This window comes from Pseudomonas sp. TH15 (assembly GCF_016651105.1).
Classification (GTDB): Bacteria; Pseudomonadota; Gammaproteobacteria; order Pseudomonadales; family Pseudomonadaceae; genus Aquipseudomonas.
The window spans coordinates 818,481-835,367 of sequence record NZ_JAEKEL010000001.1 but is presented as its reverse complement, the minus strand read 5'-3'; the positions used below and the strand labels follow the sequence as shown (position 1 = coordinate 835,367).

Genomic DNA, 16,887 nt, shown 5'->3' with positions numbered 1-16,887 from the left:
CAGACCCGAAGGTCTCCCACACACAGCCGCCATAACAATTCGCGAGCATAAGAAAACGCTCAATGAATAGCCATAACCGATTGTGTACCAATTCCGGACTTGCACGTCCGAGTCACCGATTTTGCGATGACACACAAAGCCTATCCACATCGCACCTGCTCGCCTAGTTCATGGACAGCCCCGCGGTTTGCAGGAAATTTCCCATAGATGTGCGGGGCGGAAGATCAAAAGATCGCAGCCTTCGGCAGCTCCTACATGAATGTGATTCTTAAGGTGTAGGAATGGTCGGTGGCTGGACTTTGTATCGTGACTTGGTGGTCATCGTGCGGGAAATGGTCTGCATCCTCTTCCAACAGTGGCGGATAGTGGCGTTATTGTGCGAATCCCTTACACTCCGCCAGCCGTTCATTTTCCTTTGAGGCTTTGCGCATGAAATTTCGTTTTCTTCTGTGGATGCTGGGTTTGTTGATGGGTAAGGCCAGTCGGACTAATCCTGCATTTCAACAGCAGTTGGGTGACAAGGAGCTTGTATTCCAATTACAGACCCTGGACGGGAAAGTCGCGCGGCATTTCCGGGTGAAGGATCAGCGCATCACCAGTAAGTCCGGCGTGTATGCCGAGCCGGCGTTTGCGATTGCCTTTAAAGATGCGGCGTATGGCTTTGCCACGATGCAGGCGAAGAACAAGCAGTTGGCGTTTATGACGGGGATTCAGGACAAGTCGATTCAGATTAAGGGCAACCCGGCGCTGGTGATCTGGTTTCAGGGGTTGACCAAGTATTTGAAGCCGCGCAAACCCAAGCCTAAGGCTTGAGAAGTAGAAGGACCTGAGTAGAAGAACTGTTGTGGCGAGGGGATTTAGCGAAACGTCGCACCGCCCCGCTGGGCTGCGAAGCGGCCCCAAAACCTGAGACCTCGGTTTTTCTGAAACACATTGTTGGCTGGGTTTGCGACTGCTACGCAGCCGAACGGTGCGGTGCGACGTTTCGCTAAATCCCTTCACAACAGGTTTTTTTGTGAGTCAGGTAAATCGGGGGAATTCATCGCGGGCAAGCCTTGCTCCTACAGGAGCGAGGCTTGCCAGCGAAGCTTTTAGGCTTGGGAGAATTGCGAAGCCAGTTCGCGCAGCAGCACTTCAGCCTCAAGCACTTTGCTGACCACATCATTCGCCTTGTCGCGAGTCAAACCAACCCGCTCCAGCAACGCATCCGGAATGTCTTCATCCGGCCCGGACCCAATCCCGCGGCTACGCAACAAACGCACTGACAAGCACACAAGGTTCGGGTACTCAGCATACGCGCCGTCATAACCCGGATCGTGCTGGAAGCGCAGCGCCGTGGCCAACTCATCCGGCATATCCCAGTAGCGCATCAGCCACGAGCCAATCTGTTCGCGGCTGATGCCCAGCAGATGTTGTTCAACATAGCTGTGGCACAGGTGCGGGTTGACCTCCAGGTGACGGCAGATCAGCGAGAAGTGCGGCGGGAAGACGTGGGCCAGCAGCAAGTAGCCGAAGTTGTGTAGCAAGCCCGCGAGGTAGGTCAGGCCGGCTTCCGGGCGCTGGGCGCGGGGCATGGCGCGGGTCAGGCCTTCGATGACGGCGGCGGTGTAGATCGATTGCTGCCAGTACGGCGTGGTGTGTTGCGGGTGGTCTTTGGGCAGGCTCAGGGTTTTGCCCAGGGCCAGGCCCAGCGCCAGGTTGATCACCAGGTCGAAACCCAGCACCCGGACGATGGCGTCTTCCACTGAACGAATCTTGCCCGGCGAGGCGTAGTACGGCGACGCCGCCCAGCTCACCACTTGCGCGGCCAGCGCCGGGTCGGTTTCGACGACGCCGGTGATGTCGTCGATGGTGGCGTTGGGGTCGACCCGCAGCTTGATGATTTTTTGCGCCGTTTCAGCCAGCGGCGGAATCTCGATGGTCGCTTCCAGACGTTGCTGGATGCGCCGCGCGGTGAATGCTTGAACGGCCTGGGTGATTTCCTCGCGGTCATCGTCAGGGCGGTCAAGGTTCGGGCGGATGCTGGTCAGGGCTTCGCCGAAGTTGGCGGCACTGGCTTTGGTCAGCATGGACTTGAAGGCTTCGCTGCTAATTTCCAGCAGTACGCCAGGCTCGCCCGAGTTGATCAGTAACGTCGGTTCGCGCAGCAGGCTTTCTTCGTAGAGGCACGGCGAACTGGTCAGCGCCGGCAGGCCCGGCAGTAGGCTCAGGCTGTGTTTGCCGAGCATTTTTTCCAGGCGTTCGGTCGAGACGGCGGTCAATCGGCGGCCAGTCAGTTCGGCGAGGCGATTGAGGTCCAGCAATTGGCTTTGCGGGAACAGCACCATGAGCGCGCCGACCGCATCATCGAGCAAAACGGCCTGCACTTTGCGCGCGGCGTTCAGGCCGTGATGGTCGAGAACTTCTTCGTAGGCGATGCCCAGCTTGCCGAGCAGCAGCCGAATTACAGACGGAGCGTGCGGGGGTTCTGGGGCGAGGGCAGCTTCGGTCATGGTGTGTATCCGCTTTTGAAACAATTGCAGGAGTATAACCAGCTTGCTCGGAACGATGGTCCAGAAACTGAGACGCTGCTCACACTTGGCCGTATTGCTGCCCATGACGTAGCCAGCGATCGAGCAACGGGCTGACATGATCCGGCCAGCGCTCCAGCAATGCCTGAGCCGCGTCACGTACGGCGGGCAGCAAGTCGGCATCGCGCATCAGGTCGGCGACCTTGAATTGAAGCAGACCGGTCTGGCGCGTGCCGAGCATTTCGCCGGGGCCGCGCAGTTCGAGGTCCTTTTCGGCGATGACAAAACCGTCGTTGGTTTCGCGCATGATGCCCAGGCGCTGACGACCGATCTGTGACAGCGGCGGATGGTAGAGCAGCACGCAATGGCTGGCGGCGCTGCCCCGCCCGACGCGACCGCGCAACTGGTGCAGTTGCGCCAGGCCGAGGCGCTCGGGGTTTTCGATGATCATCAGGCTGGCGTTGGGCACGTCGACGCCGACTTCGATCACCGTGGTGGCGACCAGCAGTTGCAAGTTGCCGGCCTTGAATTCGGCCATGACCGCGGCTTTCTCGGCGGGCTTCATGCGGCCGTGGATCAACCCGACCTTCAGCTCGCCGAGGGCGGCAGTGAGGTCTTCGTAGGTGGTTTCGGCGGCCTGACAGGTCAGCTCTTCCGACTCTTCGATCAGCGTACAAACCCAGTAGGCCTGACGCCCTTCGGCACAGGCGCCGCGCACTCGCTCAATGACTTCGACGCGCCGGGTATCGGTGACCAGCACGGTGTTGACCGGGGTGCGGCCGGGTGGCAATTCGTCGAGGATCGAGGTGTCGAGGTCGGCGTAGGCGCTCATGGCCAGCGTCCGTGGAATCGGCGTGGCGGTCATGATCAGTTGGTGTGGACACATCCGCCCGCCAACGCCTTTCTGCCGCAATGCCAGACGCTGCTGGACGCCGAAGCGGTGTTGTTCGTCGATGATCGCCAGCGCGAGGTTCTTGAACTGCACTTCTTCCTGGAACAGCGCGTGGGTGCCGACCACCATTGGCGTGCCGCTGGCGATTTGTTCCAGTGCGGCGACGCGGTTCTTGCCCTTGAGCTTGCCGGCCAGCCAGGCGACTTCGATGCCCAGCGGTTCGAGCCAGCGCTTGAAGGTGATGAAGTGCTGTTCGGCAAGAATCTCGGTCGGCGCCATCAGCGCGACTTGATAGCCGGCCTCCAGCGCTTGCAGCGCGGCGAGGGCGGCGACCACGGTTTTACCGGCGCCGACGTCGCCCTGGATCAGCCGCAGCATCGGCTCGTGCTGACTGAGGTCGTAGGCGATTTCATTGCCGACCCGTTGCTGGGCGCCGGTCGGCGTGAAGCCGAGGTTGGCCAGGTACTTGGGCGGCAGCTTGGTGGCTTTCGGCATCGCCGGTGCGCGCAGGGAACGCATGCTTTCGCGCAGGCGCTGCTGGGACAGTTGATGCGTCAGCAGTTCTTCGAAGGCCAAACGGTGTTGGGCCCAGTGATGACCGAGGGCGAGTTCGTCGACGTCGGCATCGGCGGGCGGGTGATGCAGGTAGCGGATCGCATCGGCCAGCGGCGCGAGTTGATAGTCCCGGGCCAGTTCGGTCGGCAGCCAGTCGGGCAGGCTGCTGGGGCCGAGCAGGGTCAGGGTTTGCATGCACAGTTGGCGCAAACGCTGTTGGGTCAGGCCTTCGGTGAGCGGGTAAACCGGCGTCAGGGTTTCATCCACTGGCGGCGGCTCGTCGCCGGTGATGGCGCGGTATTCCGGGTGGTAGATCTCCAGCCCGGACGCACCGGGCCGCGCTTCGCCGTAACAGCGAATTCGCGTGCCGCGCTTGAGGCCTTCTTTCTGGGCGTTGCTGAAATGGTAGAAGCGCAGGCTCAGACCGCCGGTGCCGTCCTGTATCCGCACCACCAGGCTGCGGCGGCGGCCCATGACCACGTCGGCGCCGCTGACGGTGCCTTCGATCACCGCGTCTTGCCCCGGTCGCAAGTGGCCAATCGGGACCACACGAGTGCGGTCCTGATAGCGCAATGGCAGGTGAAACAGCACGTCCTGGAGATTCTCCAGGCCAACCTTGGCCAATTTCTCGGCCATGGCTTCGCCGACACCTTTGAGTGCCGTCACCGACACTTGCGACAACTCGGTCATGGCAGCGACTTAACCCGCAACCACCGGCGCAGCGGGCTTGGCCACCGAGCACAGGCGAATGGAGTCAGCGAGGATTTCAATCGCCTTCGGCCGCGGGAAGCTCGCGCGCCAGGCGATGGCCACGGTGCGGAACGGCACCGGTGGCGACAGTGGACGCACGGCGATCACGCCGGGGGCGTAATGGTGGCTGTCCACTGCCGACAGCGGCAGGATCGAGATGCCGAGGCCGGAGGCGACCATGTGGCGGATGGTTTCCAGGGAGCTGGATTCCACCGTGGTGTGCTTGGCGCCGTCGTTGCCTTTGCCGAGCGTCGGGCAGGCTTCCAGCACTTGATCGCGGAAGCAGTGGCCTTCGCCGAGCAGCAGCAGGCTCTTGTCGTTGAGCAGGCTGGCGTCGATGGTTTCTTTTTGGGTCCACGGGTGCTGGGCCGGCATCAGGACGTAGAACGGCTCGTCATAGAGTTGCAGGGTCAGCACGTCGGCTTCGTTGAACGGCAGGGCGATGATGATCGCGTCGAGCTCGCCGTTGCGCAGTTTGTCGCGCAGCACGTGGGTGAAGTTTTCTTCGATGTACAACGGCATCTGCGGGGCGACCCGGTGCAGTTGTGGAATCAGGTGCGGGAACAGGTACGGGCCGACGGTGTAGATCGCGCCGACTTTCAGCGGGGCGGTCAATTGGTTCTTGCCGGCCTGGGCCAGTTCGCGGATGCCTTGGGCTTGCTCCAGGACCTTTTGCGCCTGGGCCACGATGCCTTCACCGACCGGAGTCAGGCGCACGGCGCTCTTACTGCGCTCGAAAATCAGCACACCGAGTTCGTCTTCAAGCTTTTTCACGCCCACCGACAGGGTCGGCTGGCTGACGTGGCAACGCTCGGCCGCATGGCCGAAGTGCTGCTCTTGGGCGAGGGTAACGATGTAGCGTAATTCTGTAAGAGTCATAGCGAGCGTCCATGAAGTTGCGGGCCAAGCATACCGGCTGCAATCGATAGACGCACGTTATCAGACTGAGTGTGTTGAGTGACACAAGGCAATGCAGGTTTGCCGCTGGCGGATATGTAAAAGGCACCTTTCGGGTGCCTTTCACAAATATCCCTGCTGCCAGCGATCCCTTGTGGGAGCGGGCTTGCTCGCGAAGAGGCCATCACATCCAGCATCTTTGTTGGCTGATACACCGCATTCGCGAGCAAGCCCGCTCCCACAGGGGGATTTGCGGTGACTTAACGCCGGCGTTTTTCCAGCGAGTAAACAAACGGTGCAACGATTTCGATAGAGCCGTTGTTCAGCATATCGGCCGGTGGCTTGGGCAGTGGTTGTGCGCGTTTGATCATTTCCAGGGTGGCCCGGTCCAGATCGGCGTTGCCAGAGCCGGTCACCAGTTCAAACGACAACACATTACCTTCGGCATCGACCACGAAGCGCAGGCGGTTCAACCCTTCCTTGCCCCGAGATTGCGCACTTGCCGGGTACTTCTTGTACTTGGCCAAGTGAGCCAGCAACGTGCCTTGCCAACTGGCCTTGGCGGCCTGCTGGGCGGGCGAAGGCCCCGGAGCTGGCTGCGCGGACTTCTCGGTCGGTGCCTGAGTCGGTTGCGCGTCGCTCGGTTTTGCCTCGGACGGTTTTTCCTTCGGCGGCTCCGGTTTTTTCTCCACAGGCTTGGGCGGTTGAGGCTTTGGCTTGGGTTTAACCGGTTTCGGCACGGCAATCTCGGCCTTCGGCACTTCAGCCAGTTTCGGTATCGGCAGCTCTTCTACCGGCGCCGGTGGCTGCGGTGGCGTGATGACCTTTGGCGGTGCGGGCGGTGGCGGGGCCGGAACCGGCGCCAACTCCACCATCATCGCCTGCGGTGGCAGCTCGATCGGTGGGCGTGCCGTCCAGTTCAACGCCAGCGCAATGGCCAGCGCATGGACGCCCAGCACCACGGCCAGGCTCCCGCCGTAACGCGTCAGCTTATGGCGCGTTGTGTTCATTTCTTGACTGCCGACTCGAGACCGACCAGACCCACCTTCAGGTAACCGGCAGAGCGCAGGTTGTCCATCACGCTCATCAGGTCGCCGTAGTCCACGCCTTTATCGGCCTGGAAGAAGATCGTCGTGTCTTTCTTGCCCTTGGTCCTGGCGTCGAGCGTGGCGCCGAGGGCTTCGGCTTTCACTTCGTCTTCGCCGAGGAACAGGCGTTGGTCAGCTTTTACGCTGAGGAACACCGGTTTCTCTGGCCGTGGCGCCGGTTTGGCGCTGGAGGCGGGCAGGTCGACCTTGATGTCCACCGTGGCCAACGGAGCGGCCACCATGAAGATGATCAACAGCACCAGCATCACGTCGATAAACGGCGTGACGTTGATTTCGTGGTTCTCGGCCAGATCGTCGTCTGCGCCTTCTTTCAAATGCAGGCCCATGGCCGATTACCCCACTTTCACCATGTGCGGTTGCGAGCTGCTGCGCTCGGGCGGCAGGTGATCCAGGTCGCGGCTGACCAGCAGCAGGACTTCTGCCGACGCATCGGAAACCTGCGCCTTGTAACCGGCGATGGAGCGGGCGAAGACGTTGTAGATCACCACGGCAGGAATCGCCGCAACCAGACCCAGCGCAGTGGCCAGCAGGGCTTCGGCAATGCCGGGGGCTACAACGGCGAGGTTGGTGGTCTGGGTTTTGGCGATGCCGATGAAGCTGTTCATGATGCCCCATACGGTACCGAACAGGCCAACGAACGGCGCGGTGGAGCCGATGGTGGCGAGTACGCCGGTGCCGCTGCTCATGTTACGACCGCAGGCTGCAACCAGACGCTCAAGACGGAAGGCGACACGTTCCTTGACGCCTTCTTTCTCGCGGCTGTTGACCGACAGGCGCATTTCTTCGAGGGCATCGTGAACCAGCAGGTTGGCGAGGGTGCCTTCCTTGGTCGCCGAAGCGCTGGCTTCTTTAAGGGTGGCGGCTTTCTTCAGGTGGACGATTTCGGTCCGCAGACGACGCTTGGCGCCCATCAGCTCGAAGCCCTTGGCGATCCAGATGGTCCAGGTGATGATCGAGGCGATGGCCAGACCGATCATCACGATTTTCACGATAATATCGGCGTTCTGGTACATGCCCCATGGCGACAGGTCGTGGGCCATGCCCAGAGAGTTGTCGGGCTCGAGGACTTCAGGTGCGTCGTCAGCAGTGGCGTCCACGGCTTGAGCCGGGTCGGTTGCGGCCGGTGCAGCAGCATGATCAGCAGGGGCCGGAGCAGTAGCGGCTGCCGGAGTGGCTGGTGCTTGTGCATCAGCGAAAGCGGCGATCGGCGCCAGCATCAGGCTGAGCAGCAGGGCGGCCACAGCGCTCCAGGCGCGAGGTCGTTTGGTTGGCGAAGCGGGAAATAGATTGCGTGTCATGCTGGCCGGACCTGAGAGGAAAATAGGGTAAATGTTCTTCCAGGCCTCGTAAGGCCGAGAACAAAAGTGGCTGGCATTATTGCAATTAATTCTTGTTAACAAAAGTAATGGCTTCTCTTTTTTTCCTCCATTGCTAGCCGCTCGTCCTTTACGGGCGCTAGTCTGTACCTTTCCTGAGGGAGTGTTCTGATGTCCGCGCCATCTGTTTTGATCGCCGGCTGCGGTGATGTCGGCAGCCGTCTGGCCACACAATTGCTGGGTTTTGGGTGGGAGGTTCACGGATTGCGGCGTGACATCTCACGTCTGCCCGAAGGGGTGATTGGTGTTGCCGGCAACTTGTTCAATAAAGACTGTCCAGAGACCTGGCCAATCGGTGCGGTGGATTACCTGGTGTATTGCGCGGCGGCTACCGATCACGATGAAGCCGGGTACCGCGCCGCCTATGTCCAGGGCTTGCAGTATGTACTTGAGTGGCTGAACGACTACGGGCAGGTACCTAAACGCTTGCTGTTTGTCTCCAGTAGCAGTGTCTACGGTCAGGAGGGTGGCGAGTGGGTCGATGAAACCTCGCCGACGGCGGCCGGTGGTTTTTCGGGGCGACTGATGCTGGAGGCCGAGCAGGTGGCGCTCGGCAGTGGCATCCCGGCGAGCATCGTGCGTTTGACCGGGATCTACGGCCCTGGCCGCGAAAGGTTGCTGACCCAAGTGCGCGGCGGTTATCGCGTAGTGACTGATCCACCGCTGTACGGCAACCGCATTCACGCCGACGACGCGGCCGGGTTGATGGCGTTTCTACTTGAAGCGGATCATCGTGATGTGGCGTTGGATGACGTCTACATCGGCGTCGATGATGCGCCGGCGCCGTTGGCCGACGTGGTGGGCTGGTTGCGGGAGTACCTGGGTGTGACCGAATGGGCCGAAGACGCGAGCGTGCGCCGCACTGGCAGCAAGCGCTGCAGCAATGCCCGGGCGAAAGCGTTGGGCTGGGTGCCGAAGTACCCAAGTTATCGCGAAGGGTATGCAGCGATTCTCGAAGGCCGTTGCTGACTTCCGGTCACCCGAAAACAAATGTGGGAGCGAGCTTGCTCGCGATGAGGCCCTAACATCCAACATCATCGTTGATTGTTATGCCGCCATCGCGAGCAAGCTCGCTCCCACAGGGGATCTTCTTGTAGTTAGATCCTTATTACTGCTTCTCGAGCAACCACTGCCGCTGGCCCGGCGTGAACGAAGGCATTTCATCCGCTCCGGCCGTGTTCACGGCCTGGAAAATTTCCAGCTCTTTACCCTTGCGCGCAAAGATCCAGGTGTTGCCCTGGCCGTTCAGTTGCAGCCACATGTTGTCATTGCCGCCGCTCATCGAAGCGCAATCACCTGCCAGGCACAGGGCATAACGGTCCGCGCCCGACAAACCGGCCACTTGCCCGTCGGCCTCGAATTGCACGGCGTTGCCTTCACCCGGGCCGCTGATGACTTTCCAGCTACCGCCCATGTACGAAGAATACAGTGCACGCTCGAAGCTGGCGCCAATCGGCGCGCCTTCCGGTACCGGGATCAGCGCGCGATCGAAGACCTGCGCCGGTTCGTTGTCGTTGGCGGCCTGGCTCAGTTGCTTGCCGTCACGTTTCAGCTCGCTGGCAGAGCTGCCATAGAAGTCGACTTTCCAGGCGCCGGACTTGTCGCCCAGCAGCTTGCCTTCGACGTTTTCAAAACCGTTGGTGTAGCGGGCCTGACCGGCCTTGGTGTTGACGTCCCATTCCAGATTCGGGCCGTAAGCCTGCAACGCTTCGCGCAGGGGGCTGCCCTTGGAGGCAGCATCGATGGCCACCTGGTTGATCCAGGTGCCGCTGATGTCGCGGTCGGCAGGATTGCTGGCGCAGCCGCCGAGAAAAACGGCGAGCAGGGAGAAGGCAAGCGCTTTGCGCATGGTGGAATCCTTTCAAAACGAAGTCGGCGCAACCTGTTGGGGCTGCGCCGGATGTATTACTCGATGACCAGAATGGCGTCCATTTCTACCTGCGAACCCTTTGGCAGGGCTGCAACGCCGATGGCGGCGCGGGCAGGGTACGGCTGGTCAAAGTACTTGCCCATGATCTCGTTGACCTTGGCGAAGTGGCTCAGGTCGGTGAGGAAGATGTTCAGTTTGACGATGTCTTTGAACGAGCCGCCAGCAGCTTCAGCCACGGCTTTCAGGTTCTCGAACACCTGGACGGTCTGGGCTTCGAAGCCTTCGACCAGTTCCATGGTTTTTGGGTCCAGAGGAATCTGGCCCGACATGTAAACGGTATTGCCAGCCTTGATCGCCTGGGAATAAGTACCGATGGCGGCCGGGGCCTTGTCGCTGGTGATAACTGTTTTGGTCATGAATGACTCCTTGTAATAGTGGGCTTAGGCACGCATGCGGGTGATGCGAATCACCCCGGTCAAGGCGCGCAGTTTCTTGATCACGCGGGCCAGGTGCACACGGTCGTGCACGCTGACCACCAGTTGGACCACGCTGATGCGACCATCGCGCTCATCCATGCTGATTTTTTCGATATTGCCGTCGGCCGCGTTGACGCTGCTGGCCAGCAGGGCGATCAGGCCGCGCTGATGTTCCAGTTCGACGCGAAGCTCGACGTTGAATTCGCCGGTGACATCCTTGGCCCACGAGAGCTGGATGCATTTTTCCGGGTTGTGGCGGATTTCGCTGATATTGCGGCAGTTGTCCAGGTGCACAACCATGCCTTTGCCGGCGGACAGGTGCCCGACAATCGGGTCGCCCGGGATCGGCGTGCAGCACTTGGCGTAGCTGAGTACCAGGCCTTCGGTGCCGCGAATTGCCAGCGGACCTTCCGCGCTCGGCAGTTGTTCGCCTTCGCCCAGCAGGCGGCGGGCGACCACATAGGCCATGCGATTGCCCAGGCCGATGTCTTCGAGCAGATCTTCGATCAGTTCCAGGCGGTACTCGATGAGCATCGCCTTGACGCGTTCGGCCGGGACTTTTTCCAGCGTGCTGTCGAAACCGTTGAGCACTTTGTTCAGCAGGCGTTCGCCGAGGCTGATGGATTCGGAGCGGCGCTGCAGTTTCAGCGCATGGCGGATGTGGGTCCGCGCCTTGCCGGTGACGACAAAGTTGAGCCACGCCGGGTTCGGCCGTGCGCCAGGAGCGCTGACGATCTCGACCGTGGAGCCGCTTTGCAGCGGTTCGGACAGCGGCGCGAGACGACGGTTGATCCGGCAGGCGATGCAACTGTTGCCGACGTCGGTATGCACCGCGTAAGCGAAGTCGACCGCCGTGGAGCCTTTGGGCAGCTCCATGATCCGGCCTTTTGGCGTGAACACGTAGACCTCGTCCGGGAACAGGTCGATCTTCACGCTTTCGATGAATTCCAGCGAGTTGCCGGCGCGTTGCTGCATTTCCAGCACGCCTTTGACCCACTGGCGGGCGCGGGCGTGGGTGCCTTTTGGCTGCTCGTCACCGCTGGATTTGTACAGCCAGTGGGCGGCGATGCCGTTGTTGGCCATCTCTTCCATTTCACGGGTGCGGATCTGGATCTCGATCGGTACACCGTGCATGCCGAACAGTGTGGTGTGCAGCGACTGATAGCCGTTGGCCTTGGGGATCGCGATGTAATCCTTGAAGCGCCCCGGCAACGGTTTGTACAAATTGTGCACAGCACCCAGTACGCGGTAGCAGGTATCGACCTTGTCGACAATGATCCGGAACGCATAGACGTCCATGATCTCGTTGAAGGCCCGACGCTTGCCGCGCATTTTTTTGTAGATGCCGTAGAGGTGTTTCTGGCGTCCGCTGACCTCGCCCTGGATTTCATCAATCGCCAGGCAGTGGCTCAGGGACTCTTCGATCTTGTTGACGATTTCCTTGCGGTTGCCCCGGGCGCGCTTGACCGCCTGGTAGATCCGCGCGGAACGCATCGGGTGCATGGCCTTGAAGCCGAGGTCTTCGAATTCTATGCGGATGGCGTGCATGCCCAGCCGGTTGGCGATGGGCGCATAGATTTCCAGGGTTTCCTTGGCGATGCGTCGGCGTTTTTCGCCGGACAGCACTTCCAGCGTGCGCATGTTGTGCAGGCGGTCGGCCAGCTTGACCAGGATCACGCGAATGTCGCGTGCCATGGCCATGGCCATTTTCTGGAAGTTTTCGGCCTGGGCTTCGGCCTTAGTCTCGAAGTTCATCTGGGTCAGTTTGCTGACCCCGTCGACCAGTTCGGCCACGGTTTCGCCGAACTGCGCTTGCAGCGCTTCCTTGGCAATGCCGGTGTCTTCGATCACGTCATGCAGCATGGCCGCCATCAAACTCTGATGGTCCATATGCATGTCGGCAAGAATATTCGCCACCGCAAGAGGATGCGTGACGTACGCCTCGCCGCTGCGGCGGCGTTGGCCGTCGTGGGCTTGTTCGGCGTAGAAATACGCTCGGCGGACCAGGTTGACCTGGTCATTGCCGAGGTAGGTCGATAAGCGATCGGCGAGGGCGTCTATGCTCGGCATGATGACTCCTGCCGTTCGCTGTGACCCCGCGCCGTGCTACGTCGACCAGGCATAGGCTTAGACGGCCTCGTTGGACTCGTCCTCGAACGCTGCGAACAGCGGTTCGTCTTCGACGATTTCAGCATTGGCGATGAACTCGTAGCTCATCAGGCCTTCAGCGATTTCACGCAGCGCTACAACGGTAGGCTTGTCGTTTTCCCACTGAACCAGTGGCTCTTTGCCGCCGGTGGCCAGTTGACGGGCACGTTTGGTGGACAGCATGACCAGCTCAAAACGGTTTTCCACGTGGTTCAGGCAGTCTTCAACGGTTACGCGGGCCATGGTATTCCTCGGAGCGAATGCAATATGCGCGCTGCCCGGTTGGGCGAGCGGACTCAACAGTTTAAAAAATCACCAGCGATTAGGGAAGCGCTGATTTTTTGACCAAGCCCTTCAACGCGCTGCAAGTGCCAATGTAAAGCCCTTGCAGCGGTTTTGGGAAGAGCTGTTTAGCCGAGCAATTCGGCCAAAAGTTTTCCGTGGCGCTGCTGCTGACGCTTTTGATGCAGCTGATTGGCACGGAAAATCGCCTTCAGATCGTGAAGTGCATGGGCGAAATCGTCATTGATGATCAGGTAGTCGTAGTCGACGTAGTGGCTCATCTCGCTGACAGCTTCACGCATCCGGCCATCAATGATTTCGTCGCTGTCCTGGCCGCGATTGGTCAGGCGCTGGTGCAAGGCCTGCAGGGACGGCGGCAGAATGAAGATCGAGCGGGCCTGGGGCATCAACTTGCGTACTTGCTCGGCGCCTTGCCAGTCGATTTCCAGAATCAGGTCGTGGCCTGCGTCCAGGGTCTGCTGCAGGTGGCTTTGCGACGTGCCGTAGAGGTTGCCGAACACTTCGGCGCGCTCGAGGAAGTCGCCATGCTCGCCCATCTTCACGAACGCTTCGCGCGAGACGAAGTGATAGTTCACGCCGTTCACTTCACCGGGGCGCATGGCGCGGGTGGTGTGGGAGACCGAGACACGGATCTCCTCATCAGCGTCGGTCAGGGCCTTGACCAGGCTGCTCTTGCCCGCGCCCGAAGGGGCAGAAATGATGTACAGGGTGCCAGTGCTGTGGGTCATGTCGGGGTAGCCTTACTCAATATTCTGCACTTGTTCGCGCATCTGCTCGATCAACACTTTGAGGTTGACCGCTGCCGTCGTGCTGCGCGGGTCGAAGGCTTTGGAGCCCAGTGTGTTGGCTTCGCGGTTGAGCTCTTGCATCAGGAAGTCCAGGCGCCGGCCGGCAGCGCCGCCGGACTTGAGTACCCGGCGAACTTCGATGATATGAGTGCTCAGGCGATCCAGTTCTTCGGCGACGTCGCTCTTTTGAGCGAGCATGACCATTTCCTGTTCCAGGCGCTGCGGGTCCATCTCGGCTTTCATGTCGGCGAAGCGGTCGAGGACTTTCTGGCGCTGGGTTGCGAGCATCTGCGGGACCAGTTCACGCAGGGTCACGACGTCTTCTTCAATGGACGTCAGACGCTCATTGATCAACCGTGCCAGCTCGGAACCTTCACGCTCGCGGCCGGCCTTGAGCTCTTTCAGGCCTTGGGTGAACAGCGCCAGTGCCTCGGCGTTCAGGGCTTGCGGGTCAGCGGCATCGCCCACCAGCACGCCGGGCCAGGCCAGGACTTCCAGCGGATTCAGCGCGGCCGGGTTCTTGATCAGGCTGGCGATGGTCTCGGCGGCGGCGACCAGTTGCGAGGCGCGCTCGCGGTCGACTTGCAGGGTTTTGCCGGTGCTTTCTTCAGTGAAGCGCAGGGTGCATTCCAGTTTGCCTCGAGACAAGCCTTGACGCAGGGCTTCGCGGACGGCGCCTTCGAGGTCGCGAAACGATTCCGGCAGACGCAGGTGCGGTTCCAGGTAGCGGCTGTTGACCGAGCGCAGCTCCCAGCTCAGGGTGCCTTGGACGCCGGCTTTTTCGACGCGGGCGAAGGCGGTCATGCTGTGCACCATGGAGGTACCTCGCAATGCAGGCCGGCGCGAAACCCTTGGGCTTCGCGGGCCTGATATCAATGAATTAAAGCCGACTGGCAGCAAGGCGCAGGATTGTAGCGCAGTGGGGCGGATGCGCCCAAACACACGGTGTGACAAATGGACTACAGGCCGTCGGTTAAGTGCTTTTCACGGCCTTCAGCTGTCGGCTGGATTTTTTAGACGTGCCCAGGCGCGGCCAGCGGCTCTATAATGCTCGGCAGTTTTCCGTCCCCCGTACAGGTATCCCCTATGAAACGTCCAAGTGGTCGCGCTGCCGATCAGCTCCGCTCGATCCGCATTACCCGCAACTACACCAAACACGCCGAGGGATCTGTACTGGTCGAATTCGGTGATACCAAAGTCATCTGCACCGTCAGCGTCGAGAACGGCGTGCCGCGTTTCCTCAAGGGGCAGGGCCAAGGTTGGTTGACCGCTGAATACGGCATGCTGCCGCGCGCCACCGGCGAGCGTAACCAGCGTGAAGCGAGCCGCGGCAAGCAAGGCGGCCGCACCCTGGAAATCCAGCGTCTGATCGGTCGTTCCCTGCGCGCGGCGCTGGACATGTCCAAGCTGGGCGATGTCACCCTGTACGTCGATTGCGACGTGATCCAGGCTGACGGTGGCACCCGTACTGCATCGATCACCGGCGCAATGGTTGCATTGGTTGATGCCTTGAAAGTGATCAAGAAGCGCGGCGGCCTGAAAGGCGGCGACCCGCTCAAGCAAATGATCGCTGCCGTTTCGGTAGGCATGTATCAGGGCGAGCCTGTGCTTGACCTCGACTACCCGGAAGATTCGGCTGCCGAGACCGACCTGAACGTCGTGATGACCAGCACTGGCGGCTTCATCGAAGTCCAGGGTACTGCTGAAGGCGCGCCGTTCCAGCCGGAAGAGCTGACGGCGATGCTGGAACTGGCCAAGAAAGGCATGAACGAAATCTTCGAATTGCAGAAAGCTGCTCTGGCTGACTGATCGGACTGTTCCACGCAAGGAGGACGCCATGAGTGACGAGCAACTGCCGCTGCCCAAGCCGAGCCAAGAGGTTCGTCAATGGGCTATGTTTTGTCACTTGTCCGCCTTGCTGGGGATCTGGATTCCGTTCGGCACGCTGATTGGTCCACTGATTCTCTGGCAGATGAAGCGCGAGAGTGACCCGTTCATTGATGCGCAGGGCAAGGAGGCGCTGAATTTTCAGATCACCGTCGCCATTGCCTCATTGGTCTGCTTCCTGCTGATGGTGCTGATCGTTGGTTTCTTCATGATCGGCATTGTGGCCATTGGCGCACTGGTGTTGACGATCATTGCCGGGGTCAAGGCCAACGAAGGTTATCCGTACCGGTATCCGTTTACCTGGCGGTTGATCAAGTAGGTTCGCGGGCCTGACGGGCGGAGTGCGCAATGTCTCAGCCCTTCGCGTTTTCTATCGAGCAGCAAACCGAGGATTGGCGGATGAAACCCGCCGCTGCCCTCACAGGTCTGCAATCGACCGGCGCTGCGGTGTTCCGCTGGCAGCGCTTTTCCACAGACAGTTATCGTTTTGAGCGCACGGAACCACGCGAGCATGTTTTGCTCAGCGTGATGCTTGCGCCTATGCAGTCGTGTGCCGCTGTTGGCGGCCAGCAGGTGTGGGACGGCCCGATTCACAGTGGTCAGGTGCGATTGCTACAACCCAGCCAATCCGCGAGCTGGAACACTCATAGCGCTTTCGACATCCTCCATGTGCACTTGCCCATGCAGGCGTTGACCGCTGCCGCGCAGGATCAGGGACTGAGCTTCGCGGGATTTCGCGGAACGCATCAGCCGCTGTATCAAAACGACCGAGTGGTTCACTTGCTTGCCCGGCAGTTGGCACTGTCCATCGGTGACAACCGTCAGGGCGCCCGTGAGCAGGCGGATCTGAGCGTTCAGGTGTTGATTGCTCATTTATTGAACAGTTATGAGCTTTCGAGTGCGCAGCCCATGGTTGCCAGCCAAGGCCTGATGGATGCCCTGCGCTACATTGAGCGTCACACCTGCGAAAAACTCTGCATCGCCCGGTTGGCGGCGATCGCAGCGATGAGCGAATTCCACTTCGCCCGCGAATTCAAACGCGCTTTCGGTACTTCGCCTCACGCTCGCGTACTTGCCGTCCGCCTGCAACGGGCGCGCAACGCTTTGGAAATCTCCGGCAAGACTGTTTTGGAAGTTGCCCTGGAAAGTGGATTTGCCGACTCCAGCCATTTCGCCAGAGTCTTTCGTAAAGCCTATGGCATCAGTCCGACGGATTTTCGTCAGTCCCGGCAAAACTCCTGAGCAAGAAAGTACCGGCAATCGAGCAAGAATCGGCGCGACGCCTGCAACGCCCTCGTTGAACACTGTCCGCACTTCAACGACACG

At 60.5% G+C, this 16,887-nt stretch carries 17 protein-coding genes; 5 read left to right on the top strand and 12 right to left on the bottom strand.

Going from position 1 to position 16,887, the window contains the following annotated elements:
- Positions 1 to 429: 429 nt before the first annotated feature.
- A complete protein-coding gene (locus JFT87_RS03900) occupies positions 430 to 813 on the top strand; it encodes a helicase (protein WP_201198958.1) in 384 nt (127 codons plus the stop codon).
- 278 nt (positions 814 to 1,091) lie between these two features.
- Here JFT87_RS03900 and JFT87_RS03895 read toward each other — a convergent pair whose 3' ends face one another.
- The 6 genes from JFT87_RS03895 to exbB all read right to left on the bottom strand — a co-directional run bounded on the left by JFT87_RS03895 (position 1,092) and on the right by exbB (position 8,011).
- Positions 1,092 to 2,492, bottom strand: a complete 1,401-nt coding sequence (locus JFT87_RS03895; protein WP_201198956.1) for an aminoacyl-tRNA deacylase and HDOD domain-containing protein — start codon at positions 2,490 to 2,492, stop codon at positions 1,092 to 1,094.
- Positions 2,493 to 2,571: 79 nt separating this feature from the next.
- Complete coding sequence (gene recG, locus JFT87_RS03890) at positions 2,572 to 4,647, bottom strand: ATP-dependent DNA helicase RecG (RefSeq protein WP_201198954.1); 2,076 nt, start codon at positions 4,645 to 4,647, stop codon at positions 2,572 to 2,574.
- A 9-nt stretch (positions 4,648 to 4,656) separates the two neighbouring features.
- The gene (locus JFT87_RS03885; protein WP_201198952.1) at positions 4,657 to 5,586 is read right to left on the bottom strand and encodes a hydrogen peroxide-inducible genes activator; all 930 of its coding nucleotides are present in this window, start codon (positions 5,584 to 5,586) and stop codon (positions 4,657 to 4,659) included.
- Positions 5,587 to 5,864: 278 nt separating this feature from the next.
- Positions 5,865 to 6,614 carry a TonB family protein gene (locus JFT87_RS03880; protein WP_201198950.1) on the bottom strand — a complete coding sequence of 250 codons (750 nt, stop codon included), beginning with the start codon at positions 6,612 to 6,614 and terminating at the stop codon, positions 5,865 to 5,867.
- Entirely contained in the window at positions 6,611 to 7,039 is a 429-nt protein-coding gene (exbD, locus tag JFT87_RS03875) for a TonB system transport protein ExbD (protein WP_201190481.1), read from the bottom strand. The genes JFT87_RS03880 and exbD overlap by 4 nt, the downstream gene beginning before the upstream one ends.
- A 6-nt stretch (positions 7,040 to 7,045) precedes the next feature.
- A complete protein-coding gene (gene exbB / locus JFT87_RS03870; protein WP_201198948.1) occupies positions 7,046 to 8,011 on the bottom strand; it encodes a tonB-system energizer ExbB in 966 nt (321 codons plus the stop codon).
- A gap of 189 nt (positions 8,012 to 8,200) precedes the next feature.
- Here exbB and JFT87_RS03865 point away from each other — a divergent pair, with 189 nt between their 5' ends.
- Positions 8,201 to 9,058: an SDR family oxidoreductase gene (locus JFT87_RS03865; RefSeq protein ID WP_201198946.1), complete on the top strand. Its 858-nt coding sequence runs from the start codon at positions 8,201 to 8,203 to the stop codon at positions 9,056 to 9,058.
- A 139-nt stretch (positions 9,059 to 9,197) separates the two neighbouring features.
- Here the strand turns inward: JFT87_RS03865 and JFT87_RS03860 are convergent, their stop codons facing one another.
- From JFT87_RS03860 to JFT87_RS03835, 6 genes are all read right to left on the bottom strand, one after another.
- Complete coding sequence (locus tag JFT87_RS03860; RefSeq protein ID WP_201198944.1) at positions 9,198 to 9,938, bottom strand: hypothetical protein; 741 nt, start codon at positions 9,936 to 9,938, stop codon at positions 9,198 to 9,200.
- 56 nt (positions 9,939 to 9,994) lie between these two features.
- A complete protein-coding gene (locus JFT87_RS03855) occupies positions 9,995 to 10,375 on the bottom strand; it encodes a RidA family protein (protein ID WP_003229509.1) in 381 nt (126 codons plus the stop codon).
- Positions 10,376 to 10,399: 24 nt separating this feature from the next.
- A complete protein-coding gene (spoT, locus tag JFT87_RS03850) occupies positions 10,400 to 12,505 on the bottom strand; it encodes a bifunctional GTP diphosphokinase/guanosine-3',5'-bis pyrophosphate 3'-pyrophosphohydrolase (protein ID WP_201198942.1) in 2,106 nt (701 codons plus the stop codon).
- A 57-nt stretch (positions 12,506 to 12,562) separates the two neighbouring features.
- On the bottom strand, positions 12,563 to 12,826 hold the full coding sequence (gene rpoZ, locus JFT87_RS03845; RefSeq protein WP_007894670.1) for a DNA-directed RNA polymerase subunit omega: 264 nt from the start codon (positions 12,824 to 12,826) through the stop codon (positions 12,563 to 12,565).
- Between the two features lie 167 nt (positions 12,827 to 12,993).
- Complete coding sequence (gene gmk, locus JFT87_RS03840) at positions 12,994 to 13,614, bottom strand: guanylate kinase (RefSeq protein WP_201198941.1); 621 nt, start codon at positions 13,612 to 13,614, stop codon at positions 12,994 to 12,996.
- Between the two features lie 12 nt (positions 13,615 to 13,626).
- On the bottom strand, positions 13,627 to 14,490 hold the full coding sequence (locus tag JFT87_RS03835) for a YicC/YloC family endoribonuclease (RefSeq protein WP_201198940.1): 864 nt from the start codon (positions 14,488 to 14,490) through the stop codon (positions 13,627 to 13,629).
- 270 nt (positions 14,491 to 14,760) lie between these two features.
- On the opposite strand from JFT87_RS03835, the gene rph reads away from it, so the two are divergent.
- From rph to JFT87_RS03820, 3 genes are read left to right on the top strand one after another with little or no spacing between them, the layout of a single operon-like run.
- Positions 14,761 to 15,483, top strand: coding sequence for a ribonuclease PH (gene rph, locus JFT87_RS03830; protein ID WP_201190467.1), 723 nt, complete (start codon positions 14,761 to 14,763; stop codon positions 15,481 to 15,483).
- 28 nt (positions 15,484 to 15,511) lie between these two features.
- Entirely contained in the window at positions 15,512 to 15,880 is a 369-nt protein-coding gene (locus JFT87_RS03825; RefSeq protein ID WP_201198938.1) for a DUF4870 domain-containing protein, read from the top strand.
- A 29-nt stretch (positions 15,881 to 15,909) separates the two neighbouring features.
- On the top strand, positions 15,910 to 16,803 hold the full coding sequence (locus JFT87_RS03820) for a helix-turn-helix domain-containing protein (RefSeq protein ID WP_201198936.1): 894 nt from the start codon (positions 15,910 to 15,912) through the stop codon (positions 16,801 to 16,803).
- Positions 16,804 to 16,887: the final 84 nt, after the last annotated feature.

Excerpts from the sequence above, each read along its gene's own strand:
- JFT87_RS03835 (WP_201198940.1), bottom strand. The coding sequence starts at position 14,490 with ATGGTGCACAGCATGACCGCCTTCGCCCGCGTCGAAAAAGCCGGCGTC.
- JFT87_RS03825 (WP_201198938.1), top strand. The coding sequence starts at position 15,512 with ATGAGTGACGAGCAACTGCCGCTGCCCAAGCCGAGCCAAGAGGTTCGT.
- gmk (WP_201198941.1), bottom strand. The coding sequence starts at position 13,614 with ATGACCCACAGCACTGGCACCCTGTACATCATTTCTGCCCCTTCGGGC.
- rph (WP_201190467.1), top strand. The coding sequence starts at position 14,761 with ATGAAACGTCCAAGTGGTCGCGCTGCCGATCAGCTCCGCTCGATCCGC.
- recG (WP_201198954.1), bottom strand. The coding sequence starts at position 4,647 with ATGACCGAGTTGTCGCAAGTGTCGGTGACGGCACTCAAAGGTGTCGGC.
- JFT87_RS03895 (WP_201198956.1), bottom strand. The coding sequence starts at position 2,492 with ATGACCGAAGCTGCCCTCGCCCCAGAACCCCCGCACGCTCCGTCTGTA.
- exbD (WP_201190481.1), bottom strand. The coding sequence starts at position 7,039 with ATGGGCCTGCATTTGAAAGAAGGCGCAGACGACGATCTGGCCGAGAAC.
- JFT87_RS03865 (WP_201198946.1), top strand. The coding sequence starts at position 8,201 with ATGTCCGCGCCATCTGTTTTGATCGCCGGCTGCGGTGATGTCGGCAGC.
- exbB (WP_201198948.1), bottom strand. The coding sequence starts at position 8,011 with ATGACACGCAATCTATTTCCCGCTTCGCCAACCAAACGACCTCGCGCC.
- JFT87_RS03860 (WP_201198944.1), bottom strand. The coding sequence starts at position 9,938 with ATGCGCAAAGCGCTTGCCTTCTCCCTGCTCGCCGTTTTTCTCGGCGGC.
- spoT (WP_201198942.1), bottom strand. The coding sequence starts at position 12,505 with ATGCCGAGCATAGACGCCCTCGCCGATCGCTTATCGACCTACCTCGGC.
- rpoZ (WP_007894670.1), bottom strand. The coding sequence starts at position 12,826 with ATGGCCCGCGTAACCGTTGAAGACTGCCTGAACCACGTGGAAAACCGT.
- JFT87_RS03880 (WP_201198950.1), bottom strand. The coding sequence starts at position 6,614 with ATGAACACAACGCGCCATAAGCTGACGCGTTACGGCGGGAGCCTGGCC.
- JFT87_RS03820 (WP_201198936.1), top strand. The coding sequence starts at position 15,910 with ATGTCTCAGCCCTTCGCGTTTTCTATCGAGCAGCAAACCGAGGATTGG.
- JFT87_RS03855 (WP_003229509.1), bottom strand. The coding sequence starts at position 10,375 with ATGACCAAAACAGTTATCACCAGCGACAAGGCCCCGGCCGCCATCGGT.
- JFT87_RS03900 (WP_201198958.1), top strand. The coding sequence starts at position 430 with ATGAAATTTCGTTTTCTTCTGTGGATGCTGGGTTTGTTGATGGGTAAG.
- JFT87_RS03885 (WP_201198952.1), bottom strand. The coding sequence starts at position 5,586 with ATGACTCTTACAGAATTACGCTACATCGTTACCCTCGCCCAAGAGCAG.